The organism is Ralstonia sp. 110700041-2 (assembly GCF_056280165.1).
This window is the reverse complement of the sequence record NZ_JBSFAI010000003.1, coordinates 139,937-157,374: the sequence shown is the minus strand read 5'-3', so window position 1 is coordinate 157,374 and position 17,438 is coordinate 139,937. Positions and strand designations below refer to the sequence as shown.

The 17,438-nt window shown below is 64.2% G+C and carries 19 protein-coding genes and 1 pseudogene; 10 read left to right on the top strand and 10 right to left on the bottom strand.

Annotation, left to right across the window (positions count from 1 at the left end; translation table 11 throughout):
- Position 1: 1 nt before the first annotated feature.
- From ACUXH0_RS05630 to nirK, 3 genes are read right to left on the bottom strand one after another with little or no spacing between them, the layout of a single operon-like run.
- Positions 2-586: an SCO family protein gene (locus tag ACUXH0_RS05630; RefSeq protein WP_004627821.1), complete on the bottom strand. Its 585-nt coding sequence runs from the start codon at positions 584-586 to the stop codon at positions 2-4.
- Positions 583-1,374, bottom strand: a complete 792-nt coding sequence (locus ACUXH0_RS05625; protein WP_004627824.1) for a formylglycine-generating enzyme family protein — start codon at positions 1,372-1,374, stop codon at positions 583-585. Before ACUXH0_RS05625 ends, ACUXH0_RS05630 begins: the two co-directional genes overlap by 4 nt.
- Before the next feature lie 16 nt (positions 1,375-1,390).
- A complete protein-coding gene (nirK, locus tag ACUXH0_RS05620) occupies positions 1,391-2,890 on the bottom strand; it encodes a copper-containing nitrite reductase (RefSeq protein WP_012430128.1) in 1,500 nt (499 codons plus the stop codon).
- A gap of 273 nt (positions 2,891-3,163) precedes the next feature.
- Here nirK and ACUXH0_RS05615 point away from each other — a divergent pair, with 273 nt between their 5' ends.
- From ACUXH0_RS05615 to ACUXH0_RS05575, 9 genes and pseudogenes are all read left to right on the top strand, one after another.
- Positions 3,164-3,454 carry a DUF2249 domain-containing protein gene (locus ACUXH0_RS05615; RefSeq protein WP_004627827.1) on the top strand — a complete coding sequence of 97 codons (291 nt, stop codon included), beginning with the start codon at positions 3,164-3,166 and terminating at the stop codon, positions 3,452-3,454.
- A 32-nt stretch (positions 3,455-3,486) separates the two neighbouring features.
- A complete protein-coding gene (locus tag ACUXH0_RS05610; RefSeq protein WP_004627828.1) occupies positions 3,487-5,763 on the top strand; it encodes a nitric-oxide reductase large subunit in 2,277 nt (758 codons plus the stop codon).
- A gap of 146 nt (positions 5,764-5,909) precedes the next feature.
- On the top strand, positions 5,910-6,632 hold the full coding sequence (locus ACUXH0_RS05605; RefSeq protein ID WP_012430127.1) for a GntR family transcriptional regulator: 723 nt from the start codon (positions 5,910-5,912) through the stop codon (positions 6,630-6,632).
- 56 nt (positions 6,633-6,688) lie between these two features.
- Positions 6,689-7,483, top strand: a complete 795-nt coding sequence (locus ACUXH0_RS05600) for an ABC transporter ATP-binding protein (RefSeq protein WP_012430126.1) — start codon at positions 6,689-6,691, stop codon at positions 7,481-7,483.
- On the top strand, positions 7,473-8,369 hold the full coding sequence (locus tag ACUXH0_RS05595) for an ABC transporter permease (RefSeq protein ID WP_012430125.1): 897 nt from the start codon (positions 7,473-7,475) through the stop codon (positions 8,367-8,369). The genes ACUXH0_RS05600 and ACUXH0_RS05595 overlap by 11 nt, the downstream gene beginning before the upstream one ends.
- Before the next feature lie 303 nt (positions 8,370-8,672).
- Positions 8,673-9,701: an ABC transporter substrate-binding protein gene (locus ACUXH0_RS05590; RefSeq protein ID WP_012430124.1), complete on the top strand. Its 1,029-nt coding sequence runs from the start codon at positions 8,673-8,675 to the stop codon at positions 9,699-9,701.
- Between the two features lie 35 nt (positions 9,702-9,736).
- A complete protein-coding gene (locus ACUXH0_RS05585) occupies positions 9,737-10,135 on the top strand; it encodes a DUF488 domain-containing protein (protein WP_004627833.1) in 399 nt (132 codons plus the stop codon).
- Positions 10,136-10,164: 29 nt separating this feature from the next.
- Positions 10,165-10,694: pseudogene (locus tag ACUXH0_RS05580) on the top strand (DUF3455 domain-containing protein).
- A gap of 135 nt (positions 10,695-10,829) precedes the next feature.
- Entirely contained in the window at positions 10,830-11,048 is a 219-nt protein-coding gene (locus ACUXH0_RS05575) for a DUF1059 domain-containing protein (RefSeq protein ID WP_004627835.1), read from the top strand.
- 17 nt (positions 11,049-11,065) lie between these two features.
- Here the strand turns inward: ACUXH0_RS05575 and ACUXH0_RS05570 are convergent, their stop codons facing one another.
- Together ACUXH0_RS05570 and ACUXH0_RS05565 are read right to left on the bottom strand one after the other, a co-directional pair.
- Complete coding sequence (locus ACUXH0_RS05570; RefSeq protein ID WP_024974578.1) at positions 11,066-11,707, bottom strand: helix-turn-helix transcriptional regulator; 642 nt, start codon at positions 11,705-11,707, stop codon at positions 11,066-11,068.
- 114 nt (positions 11,708-11,821) lie between these two features.
- On the bottom strand, positions 11,822-12,259 hold the full coding sequence (locus ACUXH0_RS05565; protein ID WP_012430122.1) for a multidrug/biocide efflux PACE transporter: 438 nt from the start codon (positions 12,257-12,259) through the stop codon (positions 11,822-11,824).
- A 115-nt stretch (positions 12,260-12,374) separates the two neighbouring features.
- On the opposite strand from ACUXH0_RS05565, the gene ACUXH0_RS05560 reads away from it, so the two are divergent.
- Positions 12,375-13,259 (top strand): LysR family transcriptional regulator, encoded by an 885-nt coding sequence (locus ACUXH0_RS05560; RefSeq protein ID WP_004627841.1) that lies wholly within the window; start codon positions 12,375-12,377, stop codon positions 13,257-13,259.
- A 4-nt stretch (positions 13,260-13,263) separates the two neighbouring features.
- Here ACUXH0_RS05560 and ACUXH0_RS05555 read toward each other — a convergent pair whose 3' ends face one another.
- The 5 genes from ACUXH0_RS05555 to ACUXH0_RS05535 form a co-directional block, all read right to left on the bottom strand.
- Positions 13,264-14,145 carry a flagellar brake protein gene (locus ACUXH0_RS05555; protein ID WP_004627843.1) on the bottom strand — a complete coding sequence of 294 codons (882 nt, stop codon included), beginning with the start codon at positions 14,143-14,145 and terminating at the stop codon, positions 13,264-13,266.
- 151 nt (positions 14,146-14,296) lie between these two features.
- Entirely contained in the window at positions 14,297-14,686 is a 390-nt protein-coding gene (locus tag ACUXH0_RS05550) for a RidA family protein (RefSeq protein WP_182593996.1), read from the bottom strand.
- Positions 14,683-15,660: a threo-3-hydroxy-L-aspartate ammonia-lyase gene (locus ACUXH0_RS05545; protein ID WP_012430121.1), complete on the bottom strand. Its 978-nt coding sequence runs from the start codon at positions 15,658-15,660 to the stop codon at positions 14,683-14,685. Before ACUXH0_RS05545 ends, ACUXH0_RS05550 begins: the two co-directional genes overlap by 4 nt.
- Positions 15,657-16,298, bottom strand: a complete 642-nt coding sequence (locus tag ACUXH0_RS05540; protein ID WP_004627849.1) for a helix-turn-helix transcriptional regulator — start codon at positions 16,296-16,298, stop codon at positions 15,657-15,659. Before ACUXH0_RS05540 ends, ACUXH0_RS05545 begins: the two co-directional genes overlap by 4 nt.
- Before the next feature lie 296 nt (positions 16,299-16,594).
- Positions 16,595-17,356: an SDR family oxidoreductase gene (locus ACUXH0_RS05535; protein WP_004627865.1), complete on the bottom strand. Its 762-nt coding sequence runs from the start codon at positions 17,354-17,356 to the stop codon at positions 16,595-16,597.
- Positions 17,357-17,438: the final 82 nt, after the last annotated feature.

Genomic DNA, 17,438 nt, shown 5'->3' with positions numbered 1-17,438 from the left:
CTTAGCGCTGCGCCGCCACCAGCTTGCGCATCGCATCCACCAGCTTCGGATCGACCGCGCCCAGCGTATTGGTGCGCGCGTTGATGCGCCCTTCTGCGTCCAGCAGCAGGATCGTGCTCGAATGGTTGAAATCGCCATCTGCCAAGCGTCGGTACTGCACGCCCAGCAGGGCCGCCACCTCGCGCGTGCCGCTGGCGTTTGCGCGGGCGACTTGCCAGCGGTCGTCGGCGCCATGCGCGCTGGCCGTCTTCTTGAGCGCCGCAACGGAATCACGTTCGGGGTCGACCGTCACCATCAGCACCCGCACACCATCGTGCGCGGGCTTGCCGCCCTTGGCTAGGGTCGCGCGAATGGTCTCGAAGATCATCGGGCAGACCATCTGGCACGACGCATAGAACATGCTCACCAGCACCGGCTCGCCGCGCAGATCCGCCAGGTGAAAGACGCGGCCGTTCTGGTCGGTCAGCGCCACATCGGATTGATACAGCGAGGCCGAGGGCGCTGGCCCCGCAGCATGGGCACCGGCTGTTGCGCCGGCCAGCAGGAGCACCACAAAGGCGCGTCGGATAAAAGTCGTGAACATCATGGATGATCTCCATTGAGGGATCGGGCGCAGCGAAAGCCGAGGCTGCCTGTGGCGTCTGCGCCTTCAAGGGAAGACAGCAACGCCACGCGCATCAGCACGGCATAGCTGTCGCGGCGGACGATGCTGATGGCACCGGCGCCGCAGAATTTCTGCTTGTCGGGGTCGCCCTGGGTGCGGCTGTCTCCGGCAATGAACAGTGCGTTGAAATCGTCGACCCATTCCCAGATCAGACCGTGCATATCGCGCACGCCATGGACATCCGCTGGGCCGCCCACTGGTGGCAACACACGCGTGGCGGGCCGCTCGTACCAGCCGAGAATGCGTTGTGCCCATTGCGGGTCGTCGCGGGCGTCTGTGCGTGTGGCGTCGGCCGCGGCGGCGGATTCCCATTCCAGCCATGTCGGCAGCCGAGCGCCTTCGTTTTCGCAATAGGCACGGGCGGCAAACCAGCTCACGCCGGTCACCGGCGCTTGCAGCGACGCCTGCGCATCGGCGTGCGTCGCATCGGCCCAGTCGGCAAGGTAGGCCTTACCGGCAAAGACTTGCGGCACACGGCCACGCTGCCAGGCCTCGTGGCGTTGCACGAAGGCCTGGAACTCGCCGATGGTGACGGGCGTGGAGCGCAGCTCAAACGGCTCGATGCGCACCCGCTGCGGCTGCCCCGGCGCGTTCTGGGGCAGCACGCTGTCGAAGTCGCCGCCGGGCAACCGCACATAGGTGGCCCCGTGTGCGGTTGCACTGGCCAGCGCCATCAACATGGCAGCAATGTGCGAGGTCAGGCGGGACATGGTCGTGCAGATCCGCTCAATGTTCGGCCACGGCCTTGGCGGGCGCCGGCTGGGCACGCACCTTCTTGACGTCTTCTGCGCTCACGCGGCCGCCGGGGTTGTCCCAGCTGTTGAGCACGTAGGTCAGGATGTTGGCGACCTCGTCGTCATTGAGTTGTGTCATCGGCGGCATGACGGAGTCGTATTCCTGGCCATTGACCTTGATCTTGCCGTTCAGGCCATGCAGCACGATGTTCATGGCGCGCTTCGGATCTGCCGCCAGGAAATCCGACTTGGCAAGCGGCGGGAACACGCCCGGCAAGCCGGCGCCATTGCCCTGGTGGCACACCGAGCAGGTACCCGCAAACAGCGCGCGGCCTGCCTGCACCTGATCCTGCACGGTCAGCGTGCCGCTCACCGACGCCTCGGTCGCCTTGGTGACGGCGCTCATGTTGGGCGCGGCACGATCGCCCAGGTACACCGAATCCAGTTCCTTGCCGGAATAGACCAGCTTGCTCTCCGGCCCATCGATCTTGAGGATGGCCAGCGCACCCTTGTTGAAGGCACGGAAGATCGAGTGGTCGACCAGCACATAGCTGCCAGGCACGCGCGCGGTGAACTTCACAACCGCCGCGCCACCCGCCGGGATCAACGTGGTCTGCACGTTCTTCTGCACGTTGGTGCCGCCCTCGTAGCGCACCTGATCGAAGATGGCGCCGATCACGTGGAAGCTGGAGACCAGATTGGGCCCGCCGTTGCCCACGAAGATGCGCACCGTTTCGCCCACCTTGGCGTGCAGCGCCTTGTCACCGGTGAGCGCGCCTTCCGCACCGTTGAACAGCACGTAGCTCGGGCGTTCGTCGATGGCCTTTTCCATGTCGAACGGCTGCAGGCCCTTCTCGCGGTACTTGCCGGCGGTGTAGAAATCGCCCTGCATGACGTAGTACTCGTGATCAACCTTGGGCAGGCCTTCGGGCGGTTCGACCAGGATCAGGCCGTACATGCCGTTGGCGATATGCATGCCCACGGGTGCGGTAGCGCAGTGGTAAACGTAAATGCCCTCGTTCAGCGCCTTGAAGGTGAACTGCGATTCATGGCCCGGGGCGGTAAAGCTCGATGCTGCGCCGCCGCCCGGCCCGGTCACGCCGTGCAGGTCGATGTTGTGCGGCATCTTGCTGCTCGGGTGGTTCTTGAGGTGGAACTCCACCGTGTCGCCCTGCCGCACGCGGATGAAACTTCCAGGAACGGTGCCGCCGAACGTCCAGAAGGTGTAGCTGACCCCTTCGGAGATCTGCATTTCCTTCTCGACCACTTCCAGCTCCACGATGACCTTGGCTGGATAGTTCCGGTGCACCGGCGGCGGCACAAGCGGTGGACTCGTCAGGACGGCGTGGATCGGCTCGCCGCGTGGCGGCCCGAAGTCACCCGGCAACTTGGCGCTGGCGGCGCGGGCCGCAGTGCCCGCAAGCAGTGCGCCCAGCACCACAGAAATCAAGCCCGCGCGCATCAGGCTGCGGACGGTGTGAAGACGGCTCATTTTTTCCCCCGTGTATCGGTCTGGTGTCGTCCGCTCCACGTTAGGCCCCGGCAGCCATTAGGGCTTTGATACAGCGCAAACGAAAACCCGCCCCGACCGGCCCATCCACCCCCACCGCGTGGCACGCAAGCCCAGCCGTGGCCTGATTTGCGACATCAAGGCACCCATAAAACAAGCATCTGATATACATCAATAACACCGGGGATTTCACTCACTAATATAGTTGCATCCTTAATGCATCTTTTTGATGCGACACCCACAGAGGGAATCCCCATGACACAGTCCGCCTCCACCATCCAGCTCGACCTCCGCGTGCTGGCGCCGCGCGAGCGCCATCCGCTGATCTTCTCCGCCTTTGGGGAACTCGGCATCGGGCAGAGCCTGGAGCTGATCAACGATCACGATCCGCGGCCGCTGCAGTCGCAGTTTCAAGTCGAACGCCCGGGGCAGTTTTCCTGGGACTACCTTGAGCGCGGCCCCGGCACGTGGCGCGTGGCCATCACCAAGGTGGCGTCTGCCGCCAGTGCCGGCCACTGCTGCGGTGGTTGCGGTGGTGGCGCCTGAATTTCCGATTGCATCCTGCAAGGAACCTTGTCATGAAAACCAATCAAAGGCTGTGGCGGTGGCTCGGCCTGATCTTCATCCTGTCGTTCGGAGCATTGGGCTATCTGGGCCGGCAGATCTATCTGGCAGCGCCGCCGATTCCGCATGCCGTCGTCACCTCTGTGGGCGAGGTGCTCTTTACCGGTGAGCAGATCCAGCGCGGCCAGGAAGCCTGGCTGGCAGCCGGCGGCCAGCAGCTTGGCACCGTCTGGGGCCACGGCAGCTACGTTGCACCTGACTGGTCTGCCGATTGGCTGCACCGTGAAGCCACAGCGCTGCAAGCCATCCGCGCGCATCAGCAGTTCGATACCGATGCGCCGTTGACGACCGTGCAGCAAGCCGCCGTCGACGCCAGCGTGAAGGAGGAAATGCGCCGCAATACGTACGACGCAAATCACGACATCCTGACCGTGTCGCGTGAGCGCGCAGAGGCCATCCACGGTGTGGCCCAGCACTTCGAGGCCCTGTTCGGCACCGATCCGTCGCTGGCAACGCTGCGCGATCAATACGCCATGGCCACCGGCGTGCTGCCGGAGGCGGCCGATCGTGAAGCCCTGGCGGCGTTCTTCTTCTGGACGTCGTGGGCCGCGGCCGCCGACCGCCCAGGCGAGACCGACATCTCGTATACGAGCAACTGGCCGCATGAACCGCTGGTAGGCAACACAATGACCGGCGGTGCGGCAGTGTGGTCGATGGTCAGCATCGTGCTGCTGCTGGGCGGTATTGCCGCCATGCTGTGGCTGCACGGCAGCAGCAAGCACGAAGAGGAGGCTGCGCCGCTGCCGGCCGATCCGTTCCTCAACGTGGTGGCCACGCCGTCGATGAAGGCCACGCGCAAGTACTTCTTTGCCGTGATCGGCCTGATGCTGGTGCAGATCGGCATGGGCGCCATCACCGCGCACTATGCGGTGGAAGGGGAATCGTTCTTCGGGATTCCGCTGGCGCAGGTGCTGCCGTACGTGATCAGCCGCACCGTGCACACGCAGCTTGGCGTGCTGTGGATTGCCACGGCATGGCTGGCCACGGGCCTGTACATTGCGCCGCTGCTGTCGGGGCGTGAACCGAAGTTCCAGAAGCTGGGCGTTGACCTGCTGTTCTGGGCGCTGATCTTTATCGTGGTGGGGTCCATCGCCACCGGCTGGCTCGGCACGCTGCAACATCGCGGTGCAGACTTCGGCTTCTGGGTCGGTAACCAGGGGCTGGAATACACCAGCATGGGCCGCGTGTGGCAAATCTTGCTGTTTGTCGGCCTGCTGTTCTGGGTCGTGCTGCTGGGCCGTGCCCTGTGGCCGGCACTGAAGACGCCGTCGGAATCGCGCGGTCTGATCGCCATGGTGTTCCTGTCGGCCACCTGCATCGGCGGGTTCTATTCGACTTCGCTGGTGTGGGGCCAACACACGCACTATTCGATGATCGAGTACTGGCGCTGGTGGCTCGTCCACCTGTGGGTCGAGGGCTTCTTTGAAGTGTTCGCCACCGCGGTCATCGCGCTCATCTTCACGCGCCTGGGCCTGATTCGCGCCAGCAGCGCCAACCGCGCCATCGTGGCCGAGACGATCGTGTTCCTGTTCGGCGGCATTCTGGGCACGCTGCATCACCTGTACTTCACAGGGACACCGACCTCGATCATCTCGGTGGGTGCAGTGTTCTCTGCGCTGGAAGTGGTGCCGCTTTCGCTGATCGGGCTCGAAGCGCTGCAGAACTATCGGCGCACGCAAGGCACGCCATGGCTCAACGCTTACAAGTGGCCCGTGCTGTGCTTCGTGGCCGTGGGCTTCTGGAACACCGTCGGCGCCGGCCTGCTCGGCTTTGCCATCAACCCGCCCGCTTCGCTGTACTACGTGCAAGGTCTGAACATGACGGCCGCCCACGGGCACGCTGCACTGTTCGGGGTGTACGGCATGCTCGGTATCGGCCTGATGCTGTTCTGCCTGCGCGGCCTGTATGCGCGCAGCCTGCATGCCGATCGCCTGCTCAAGCCCGCGTTCTGGGGCCTGAACATCGGCTTGGCGATGATGGTATTCATGTCGCTGCTGCCGGCCGGCATCTATCAGGCCTGGGCGAGTGTCACCAAGGGCATGTGGTACGCCCGCTCGCCGGAAGTGGTGCACTCGAAAGTGATGGAAACGCTGGTCTGGCTGCGTGTGCCGGGTGACATCGTGTTCGCCATCGGTGCGCTTGTGCTGGCCTGGTATGCGCTGCGGCTGCTGCGCCGTCCGAAGGCCCAACAGATGGAGCCATTGCCGGCTTCGGCTCGCGCGACGCGTTAATTCCTCATCCAGCAGTCCTCCCAAAAACCCGCAGGGCCCGTGTCGATCTGACCGGGCCCTGCGGGTTTTCCTGTAATGCCCTCCGCCCCCCAGCTCCCTACAATGTCAAGTCATATAGATGAATAGTTAACTACTTTCGATATCCCATGCCCGCCGATCTCCGCCTGCCCCGCTACCAGCAATTGCGCGACGATCTGGCCGCGCAGATCGCCCAACAGCACTGGCGCCCGGGCGACGCCATCCCGACCGAAGCCGAGCTTGCCAAGACGTACAACGTGGCGGTCGGCACCGTCCGCAAAGCCGTAGACGTACTGGTGGCCGAAGGGCTGCTCGAACGCTTCCAGGGCCGTGGCACCTTTGTGCGGCGTGCCAGCTTTGCCAGTTCCTTGTTCCGCTTCTTCCGCTTCCAGAGTGAAAGCGGCGAGCGGCGCATTCCTGAGAGCCGCATCCTCAAGCGGGACGTGCTGGATGCCCCGTCGGCACCGGCTGCAGGCCTGCAGATTGAAACCGGCGCACCGGTCATTCGCCTGACCCGGCTGCGCCTGCTGGATGGCGCACCCATGCTGGCCGAAGAAATCTGGTTGCCATATGACCGTTTTGCGTCGCTCGCCACGCTGGAACTCAACGCGTTTGGCGACCTGCTGTATCCGCTGTACGAATCGCACTGCGGCCAGATCATTGCGAGCGCCGAAGAAACGCTCACCGCCGAAGCCGTCAACGCAACGTATGCGCGCCTGTTGCGCATCCAGCCCGGCGATCCGGTGATGGTCATCGAACGCGTTGCGCGCGGCTACGACCGGGTGCCGCTCGAATGGCGGCGTTCGCGCGGCGCGGCGGCGCACTTCCGGTACCACGTGGATATCCGGTAACGCCCCCACACTTGCTGCCGCTCATACCGACAAAAACACACACAGGAGACAACATCATGCAGGCCAACTCACCAACGGCACCGCCGCTGCTGGACGTGCGCGGCGTCACGCTGCAGTACAAGACACGCCAGCATCTGGTGACGGCCACCTACCGCGTCGATTTCCAGGTCTACCCCGGCGAGCGCTATATCCTGCTTGGGCCGTCGGGCTGCGGTAAATCGACACTGCTCAAGGCCATCGGCGGCTACCTCACACCCACCGAGGGCGAGATCCGTCTCAAGGGCCAGCCCGTGACGAAGCCGGGGCCGGATCGCATGATGGTGTTCCAGGAGTTCGACCAGCTCCTGCCGTGGAAGACCGTGAAGGAAAACGTGCTGTTCCCGCTGCTCTCCACGGGCAAGCTGGGCGCGCGTGAAGCCGAAGAGCGCGCGCTGCACTACATCAACAAGGTCAACCTCACGAAGTTTGCCGACCACCACCCGCACATGCTGTCTGGGGGGATGAAGCAGCGTGTGGCGATTGCGCGCGGCATGGCCATGGAGCCCGACGTGCTGCTGATGGACGAGCCCTTCGCCGCGCTCGATGCGCTCACGCGCCGCAAGATGCAGGACGAGTTGCTGCAGCTGTGGGACGAAACGCGCTTCACCGTGCTGTTCGTCACGCACTCGATTCCGGAGGCGATCCGCTGCGGCAGCCGCATCCTGATCCTGTCGCCGCATCCCGGCCAGGTACGCGCCGAACTGCCGAGCCTTGCGCGCGGCGATGATGACCCGGAGCGCTTCAAAGCCCTCGAAGCCGAGATCCACGACATGCTGTTCGCCCGCGCGGTGGAGGAAACCCATGCAGACTGAAACCCTTTCCATGCCGGCCACCACCGACATCAGCAACCGCGCGCCCGTCTACAGCACGCCCGTGGCGTTCGAGCGCATCGGCGTGGTGGAAAAACCCCTCTCCGTTGCGGAGCGTTTGTACGAACAGGCATGGCTGCGCAAGGTCGTCATCCTCGTCGTGCTCGCACTGGTGTGGGAAGGCGGGGCGCGCTGGCTCGACAACCCGCTGTTGCTTCCGACTTTTTCCGACACCGTGCAGGCGCTGTGGGCAGGGTTGGCGAGCGGCACGCTGTTTGCTCGCATCGGCACGTCGATGCAAACGCTGCTTGCAGGCTACGCGCTCGGCTTGGCGTTGTCCTGCGCGCTGGTCGTGCTCGGCATCAGCAACCGGCTCGGGCAGGACTTCCTGGAAACGCTCACCGCCATGTTCAACCCGCTGCCGGCCATTGCGCTGCTGCCAATCGCCCTCGTGTGGTTCGGCCTGGGCAACGGCAGCCTGATCTTCGTGATCGTGCATTCGGTGGTGTGGGCGGTGTCGCTCAACACGCATGCCGGTTTCCTGTCGGTATCGAACACGCTGCGCATGGTGGGCCGCAACTACGGGCTATCCGGCATGGGATACCTGACGAAGATCCTGATCCCCGCCGCATTCCCGTCCATCCTCACTGGCCTGAAGATCGGCTGGGCCTTCGCATGGCGCACGTTGATCGCCTCGGAACTGGTGTTTGGCGTCAGCTCCGGCCAGGGCGGCCTCGGCTGGTACATCTACGAGAACAAGAACCAACTGCAAATTCCCGAAGTGTTCGCCGGCCTGCTGACGGTGATCATCATCGGCCTGCTGGTAGAGAACCTCGTGTTCCGTACGCTTGAAGCCCGTACCGTCAAGCGCTGGGGCATGCAGAACTAAGGGAGCGCGCGAGGCTACCGAAACCGTCCAGGCGCTTACAGTCGCCCCCAGACGGTTTGGCCGTACCCTGCCCTATGCGGCGCCTTGAATTTTTGTGAGTGGGCGGAAAAAAGAAGGAGGCCTGTTTGAGCGAAGCGAGTTTGCCTCCTTCTCCGCACGGTCACAGAAATTCAAGGGGTCTTTCGCCGCATCGGGCGCGCCTTTCTTTGCTTACTTTCTTTGGCAAGACAAAGAAAGTGAGTCGGCCCCGGCAGGGGACGAAACCCAGGATGCACCACCAAGAAACAACAAGGAGACAAACCCATGCAGCAACCCCGCCGCAACATCCTCCGTTTCACCATGGCCGCCACGCTGGCCGCATCGCTCCTGGCCGGCGCCGTCAGCACCGCGCATGCTGAAGCCAGCGAAGTCCGCATCTCCCACGGCTACGGCATCCTCTACCTGCCCATCATGGTGATGGCCAGTGAGCACCTGCTGGAGAAGCAAGCCAAAGCCGCCGGCCTGGGCGACGTGAAGGTCAGCTACCGCATCCTGGACGGCGGCAACGTCATCAACGACGCCATGCTCTCGGGCGCGCTGGACATCGCCTCGCTGGGCGTGCCGGGCTTCCTCACGCTGTGGGACAAGACGCGCGGCAGCGCGATAGAAGTGCGCGGGCTCTCGTCGCTCAGCTCCTCGTCGATGTACCTGATGACGCGCAACCCGAACGTGAAGACGCTGGCGGATTTCTCCGACAAGGACCGCATCGCCGTGCCGGGCATCAAGACCTCGCTGCCAGCCGTGGTGCTGCAAATGGCCGCCGCCAAGACCTTCGGCGACAAGCAGTTCAACAAGCTCGATCCGATCACCGTGCCGCTGCCGCACCCTGACGCCACCGCCGTCATGCTGGCCGGCGGCAGCCAGATCAACAGCCACATGGCCTCGCCACCGTTCTCGTACACCGAGGCTGCTGCACCCGGCCTGCACCGCGTGTTCAACACGGTCGACGTGCTCGGCAACATCACGCTGGACATGACCTACACCAGCAAGAAGTTCTACGAGGCCAACCCGAAGCTGTCGGCGGCGTTCGTGGCGGCGCTGGATGAGGCGAACGCGCTCATCGCCAAGGACAAGTCGAAGGCTGCGCAGATCTACATCACTCAATCGAAGGTGAAGAGTTCGCCGGAAGAGGTGAAGAAGATCCTGGACGATCCGGACTCGCGCTTCACGACCACGCCGGTGGGCGTCGCACACTATGCTGAGTTCATGCAGCGCGTGGGTACGCTCAAGAACAAGCCGGCGTCGTGGAAGGATCTGTTCTTTCCGACGGTGCAGAGCAGACAGGGTTCGTAAGCAGGCAGCGCGCAGCATCCACACGGAGACATTCCATGGCACTACGCATCGTCCGGCTCGGCGAGCCGCGTCACCCCGATGAAGGCTTGCGCATCGGCACCGTGCGGCGCCCACCGCGCGGCGTGCCCAAGGAAGAATTCGCCAGCCGCGATTTCTACGACGTCTGGATGCCGCTGCTTTCGCCAACGCCCGAGCTTGTCAAGCAAGCGCAGGCCGCGCAATCCCAGCACGACGAAAAAGCCTGGCAAACCTTCGTGCGCCACTTCCGCACCGAAATGCGCGACGGCGATGCCGCGCGCCTGCTCGACATGCTGGCCGCGCTATCGCACCAGACCCACCTGTCGGTCGGCTGCTATTGCGAGGATGAAGCGCATTGTCATCGGTCAGTGCTGCGCGCGTTGTTGGAGGAGCGTGGGGCGAAGCTGGCTCCATGAACGATCTTTCCACCTGCACAAGGAAAACCATGCCGAACCTGCCCCGCACGTCGCGCTGCGCAGTCTCATCTGCCCTCTTGCTCGCGCTGGCCATGACGGTCGCGCAGACGGTGACGGCGCAAACAGCCCCCGCCGCACTGCAACCGTCCGAGTCTCACCACACCGTCGCCACGCTATCCGCTACGGGGGTGCAGATCTACGTTTGCAAGCGCGACGGCGACAAGCCCCTGGCGTGGGTCTTCAAAGCTCCGCTGGCTGATCTTTACGATGGGAGCGGCAAGCTCATCGTCAAACACGGTGCGGGCCCAAGCTGGGAAGCCTCCGACGGCAGCAAGATCACAGGGAAAGTCTTGCAGCAGGCACCCAACACCGCGGAAGCCGGCGCCATTCCGCTACTGTTGCTGCATGCCACCAATGCTGGCAGCGCGGGGCTTTGAGCAGTGTGCGATACGTGCAACGGCTGCAGACCCATGGCGGCATCGCACCGGCACAGCCCTGCACGGAAGAAGGCCAGGAAGGCCGCAGCCCGTACCTGGCACAGTACGTTTTCCTCGACTGACGCAGCGTCGCACATACAGCGCCATACCCCATACAGGGGACGCCGCTCTCCCCTGGCACCCCTATAACGAAGACACACGCGACCGGTTGTTCACCGCGTCGCGCCGTCGTCATTCGTCATTCCAGGAGCACTGCCATGGGCCGCCGCTACATCGATTGCCGCGCCTTCCCCAGCGAGACCAACTGCTCGGTCGCCATCAGCGCCGACAGCGATGCCGAACTGCTGGAGGCGGCTGTGCAGCATGCCGTTTCCGTGCACAAGCACACCGATTCGCCCGAGTTGCGGGCGCAACTGCAAACGCTTTTCCAGGACGGCACCCCCGCCGTGGCGCCACCAAAGATGGCCACGGTCTGATCCAGATGCAACACCGCCTACCGGCGCGCAGACAGCGCCAGCATCAGCCGCACCACGTCGCACTGGCTGTGCGTGTTGGTCTTGCGGTAGACGTGTTTGAGGTGCGTGCGCACCGTGTCGAGTGAAATGCCTAGCGTGCGGGCAATGCAGGCTGGGTCGGAGCCGCTTGCGAGCAGATCGGCAACATCGGCTTCGCGGCGCGTCAGGTGGAATGCGTCGGTCAGCCAGAGGCTGGCCGGCTGCGCAGGCGAAATGCCCGCGCGCGCCGCAACGCGTTGCCAGCACAACGGCAGTGCTTGCGCAAAGTGCGGCAGCAACGCTTGTGGCGCCGCACCATGCTGCATGGGTTGCGGCACGCCCGCCTTGCGGTAATCGAGCCACACCGCCCCGCGCACTTCCGCATCGGCCATCGGCCACGCGTCGACGCCGTCACCGCGTACCGCATGCAGCAGCACGTCGGCCGAGCGTGCGCCGCGCGATGCCGCCCAGTGCCACCTCCCATCGACGCGCCACCGGATCATGGCCGCTGCATGGTCCGCGCCGCACGCATCGCGCAGCACGTTCATCACGCCCACGGCATCGCCCGCGCACGCCGCTACGTAGCATTGGCGCAGCACGGTTGCCGAGGCATGAGGTGACGTGACAGAAAGACGCGGCATGAAGGCAATACGGGCGCAGCGGCTTGCGACCGCTGCGCCCGTTTCGAAAGGGACTTCATTATAGGAAGAGTGTCACCGCCCGCACTGCCCCTTTTGCCCTAAGCCCATGGTGGATCAGGCCAGCGCGCGACGCGACATCCAACGTGCGCGCAGATGGTCGTATGCGAGGTTGAAGAAGAAGGTGTACGGCAGGAACAGCAGCATGATGCCGATGTCGAGCACGAACGCTTCCCACAGCCCCACGTCGAGCCACCAGGCGGCCAGCGGCACCAGCATCAAGACCAACCCGCCCTCGAACAGGCAGGCATGCACCACCCGCAGCACCAAGGTACGCGAGAGCCTGTAGCGACGCTCCACGCGCTCGAAGATGGCGTTGAACACCATGTTCCACACCATCGCCACCGCAGCAAACATGAGCGTCATCACACCCATCTCAGCCAACGGCAGTTCCATCAGCCAGCTGAACAACGGCGCACAAATCAGCATGGCAACCAACTCGAACGTCAGCGCATGCACAAGGCGCTCAGCTGGCGTTTTCTGTATGACTTGCATTGCAATTACCTCCAAAGAACGAGGTGCATTTTCATCGGTATGAACGGTATGATCCAGTTCATTAATATCGGTTTTTCCGATATATTGGACGATACATCGCCGTCCGGAGTGCCCAATGCGTCATTCACCCGAAGCCTTACTGGCCTTTGCCGAAGCCGCCACGCTAGGTTCCTTTTCCGCCGCTGCCCGAAAATTGGGCAAGCGGCAATCCACGATCAGCGAGGCGATCGCCAATCTTGAAATCGACCTCGGTCTGACACTGTTCGACCGCAGCACGCGCCAGCCCACCTTGACCGAAGCGGGCCACGCGATGCTCACTCAGGTGCGCCGCGTGCTCGACGCCAGCGCGCAGATGGACCGCATGGCCGCCCAGATGGCCGGCGGTCTGGAAGCGCGCCTGACGCTCGTCATGTCTGACACCTACCAATCCGATCGCTACGAGCAAACGCTGGCCACACTGGAGCAGCGTTATCCCGACCTTGAACTCGAATGCCTGATCGCCGAACACGAAGACGTGGTCGACATCATCCAGCTGGGCCGTGCCCAGATCGGTTTGGTGGCCGCGCAGGCGGCATATCCGGCCGATATCGGCTGGGCGACCATTGCAGAGCAATCGGAGATCGGGCTGTTCGTGGGGCTGCAGCACCCACTCGCCCGATACGGCGACGAGGAAGTGCCACACGCCATACTGCGCGAGGCGCGCGAGCTACGGCTGAACACCTTCGTCGACCCAACGGGGCCACGCACCGACGCGGTGCCCGTGCGCAGCCTGCGCCGCTGGTCTGCACCGAGCTACCTAATGCTGCTGGAAATGGCCGTGCTGGGCTTCGGGTGGACGGAGCTGCCGCGCTGGCTGGTGGATCACTTCGCGGCAGACCGGTTGCATGAGGTGCGTGCACGGGGCTGGCCCCGCCTCGTGCCGGTGGACGCCGTATGGTCACGCAATCGCACACTTGGGCAGGCCGGCGCCTGGCTCCTTGAAACGATGCTGGCGGGCTAGGCACTCACGCGTTTTCGTCCAGCCGTTCGATGATCAGATGCGAGAGTTGGGCTGTCTGCTCTTTCGACAGCGTGAATTCCACGCCAAACGAAGGAAACGCAGATGCGGTTGTGCCCAGCGCAGGCGACCCGCTTGCCACCCGGCCGGTCAGGGAAAACGTCTCCAACTGGCCGTCCACGTAGGCATTGAAATCCAGGGCGAGTCTGTCGCCGGGTTGGAACGCGGGGTTGGCGCTCTGCACCAGCGCACCGTTCAGGCAGATGTCGCGGATCACCGCCACGCGATCCGCAGCCGACGCGGCCTGCCCCTGCGCACGCACGCGCGCCCCGATCCGGACCTGCACGCGCTTGGCACGGCGCAGCGGCATCTTCTGCATCTTGATGGGCGCCGACAAGACCAGATACGGCGAGGGAAACTGTCCCACCGACACCACGCTGCACATCATGGTGAATACCGAGCGGCCGGAAAAACCGCGCAGTATCAGCACGTCTCGCGGCTCGGGCCGCAGCGTGCGCTTGGCGTCGGCTGGCTGCGTGACAAACAGCGCTTCGCCTTCGATATAACCGATCAGGCGGCACGGGAGCAGGCCACGTAGCGGTGCGGACTTCTCCTGCACCTGCAAGACCGTGCCGACACTCAGGCCGGCCGACCCAATGCGGGGCGGAGCTTCTGCGGGCGCGGTGGCAGGCACGGCGGCAATGTCATCACCTTCTGCCAGTGCCAGCACCGGGCCGTGATGGAACAGAAGGCGAACGTCTTCGGCATCCGGCACGACAGCACCGGCGGGCAGCAAAAGCCGGCCCACACTGTCAGCCAGGGGAAACGGCAGCGGTTGACCGACCGGAACGTCTTCCTGCGTGAGTTGCCGCGTTTTCTGAAGGATCATGGGTGGCAAAGGATCGCGTCTGTCATGGGCGGGCCAAGGCAAATGCCTTGGCAGGTACGCCCGCCATTTTGTAACAATGGCCGGCAAATCGCCTGAGAGCAACTCGCATCAACCCTCCCCGCCTGACCTGCATCAACGGCAAGCGTTTTCGTCACCCAGCAACTGCAGTGGCCTCAATCTCGACAGCCAGCCTGTAGTGCAGCGTCGGTACCGGCACGACGGCGCGCGCCGGACGCAACTCGCCGATCCACGCGCTATAGAGCGCATCGAACGCGGGCCAGTGCGATTCCATGTCTGTCACGTACACGCGCACCTGTACCAGGCGCGAGCGGTCCGTGCCTGCGGCGGCAAGCACAGCGTCCAGGTTGGACAGCACCTGCCGCACCTGCGTCTCGAACGGCGCGTCAACGAGCTTTTCGCCGGTGGGCGTCACGGGAATCTGTCCGGCGACGAACACGAAGCCATTGGCGCAGACCGCGTGCGAGTAATGCCCCGCAGGCGGGCGCAGTTGCGGCGCGTTCAGGTAGCGTGCATCGCTCATTTCGCTGCCTCCGCGCCCAGCACAAGCTTGGCGAAGAGTTGCAGATCCACATTGCCGCCCGACAGGATCACGCCGACGCGCTTGCCTCGCACATCGACCTTGCCGTTCAGCACCGCAGCTGCAGCCAGGCAGCCGGTGGGCTCGACCACCGCCTTCATACGCGAGGCGAAAAACTGCATGGCGCTGACGAGTTCTGCATCGCTCACGGTCACGATGTCGTCAACCAGTTCGCGAATCACGGCAAACGTGTAGTTGCCCAGGTGCTGCGTCTGCGCGCCGTCGGCCAGCGTCTTGGGTGTATCGATGTGGACGATCTCGCCCTTGCGCAAGCTCTGCTGACCGTCGTTGCCTGCCTCGGGCTCCACGCCGAAGATCTTGCACGCCGGGTTCAGCGCGCGCGCCGCCGTGGCGCAGCCGGAGAGCAGACCGCCACCGCCCAGCGGGGCCAGCAGCACATCCAGTGGGCCGACCTCTTCGATCAGTTCCTTGGCAGCCGTGCCCTGCCCGGCCATCACGTGCGGATGGTCGTACGGCGGGATCAGCGTAAGGCCGTGTTCTTCGGCCAGTTGGCGGCCGATGGCTTCGCGGTCTTCGGTGTAGCGGTCGAAGAACACCACCTCGCCGCCGTAGCCACGCGTGGCCTCCACCTTCACGACAGGCGCGTCCTTCGGCATGACGATGACGGCGCGCATGCCGAGCAGCTTGGCCGACAACGCAATCGCCTGCGCGTGGTTGCCCGACGAGAACGTGATCACGCCGGCCCTGCGCTGCTCCGGCGTGAATTGCGACAGCGCGTTGTACGCCCCACGAAACTTGAACGCGCCCATGCGCTGAAAGCTCTCGGCCTTGAAGAACAGTTCGGCGCCGGTCATGGCGTTGGCGGTGGCAGAGGTCAGCACCGGCGTCTTGTGGGCGACACCCTGCAGGCGGGCGTGGGCGGCAACGACGTCGTCGTAGGAAATGGGCAGGCTCATGCGAGATCCTCGGGAAGATAGGTGTAGACGGTGGAGCGCGCCACGCCGAGTGTCTGGGCGACTTCGGTCAGCGCGCGGCGCAAGTTCAGCAGGCCACTGACGGCCAGTTCGCGCATAGCCTCGCGGCGCTGGTCGAGGGTCATGGCCATGGGTGTGGTGTTGCGGGCGGCAGCAAACTGTTCGAGCGCGATGCGCACGTCTTCCACGCGACGGGAGCCAAGCGACTCGGGCACTGGCGGCGCAGCCGCATCAACGCGCATCAGTTGCGTGAGGCCGGTGGTCACGGCATGCAGCATGGAGACATCCATGTTCAGGCAGATGGCCGCCACGTAATCGCCGCGGCTGTTCTTCAGCCCGATCGATGTGCTCTTGGCCGGGCGCCCGTCGGGAAACCGGTTGGCGTAGTTCTCGATGACTTCCGGGAAGTCGGGGTCGGCCAGGCGCGCGAGTCCCAGTTCCGTCACGGCGTCGCCCACCTGGCGGCCGGACAGGTTGTTGGCGATGGCGACGACGGCATGATCGGGATCGGTCAGGTCGTGCAGGACGACTTCCACCAGCGGCGCCAGCGTCTTGCCCAGCGCCTCGACGATCTTTCGGCCTTCGCGCAGCAGAAGGCGGTTTTCTTCAGTGGGCTTCATAGCACTGACGATACGTCAGTTACTGACATTTTGTCAACGCCTTCCTCGATCTCTTCGCGCGCCACCTCTCAATATCCGGGCGTACGGCAACGCACAGTCCGGCAACTTCATCCCCATTCAGCCCGGCCGCACGCTGAGATTACGCGTGGCACACAGCTTCTGAACTTGGTTGGTCCAACAGAAGGCGCTTGTTTGGGCGCCCCGTTTGTCCGCCGAAAATGCAGTCCGCGACGGGACGGCGAGCGGGCTTGTGAAACCCGTCCGCTCATGCCGGTGACAGCGGCCAACGGATGGGCTTAAAGCTGGCTCATGCCGCCATCGGCAATGATTTCCGTGCCGACAATGAAGGCCGATTCGGGCGCCGACAGATGCAACACCGTCGACGCAATCTCTTCCGGCTGACCAAAGCGGCCCAGCGGCACCTGGCCCTGGATCTGTGCGGCGGTGGCGGCCAGCGTGTCGGCATCCAGCCCGAGCTTGCCGTACAGCGGCGTCGTCACCGGGCCTGGGCTGACCACATTCACGCGGATTCCCGAGCCAATCAGCTCACCCGACAGCGTCTTCGCCAGCGAGATCAGCGCAGCCTTGCTTGCCGCATAGACCGACGAATTCGGCATGCCGATGTGCGCGTTGATGGAGCCGTTCAGCACGATCGACGTGCCCTTGTTGAGGATGGGCAGCAGCGCCTGCATCTGGAAGAACGCGCCCTTCACGTTGGCGTTGAAGGTCGCATCCCACAGGGCTTCTTCCACGTCCGGGACGGCGGCAAACTTGGCCATGCCGGCGTTAATGAACACAGCGTCCAGACGCACGCCGGCCTCCTGCAGCTGGCGGGTCAGCTCGCGCGCGGCTGCCACGGTGCCGGTTTCGTTACGGATGGCGAGGGCCGCATTGCCGCCGGCCGTGCCCAGCGTGGCGCGCGCCGTTTCCAGCGCTGCCGCATCGCGGCCGGTGATGACCACACGGGCGCCTTCCCGCGCAAATGCCTGGGCGGCTGCCAGGCCAATACCGCTGTTGCCGCCAGTGACCAGAACGGTCTTGCCTTCGAAGCGATTCATGATGTCCTCCAGTAGGAAAGTTGAACTTGAACAATCGCGTGACTGCAGTGTGGACGCTGGCAAGCGGTTTGCCATACGATCC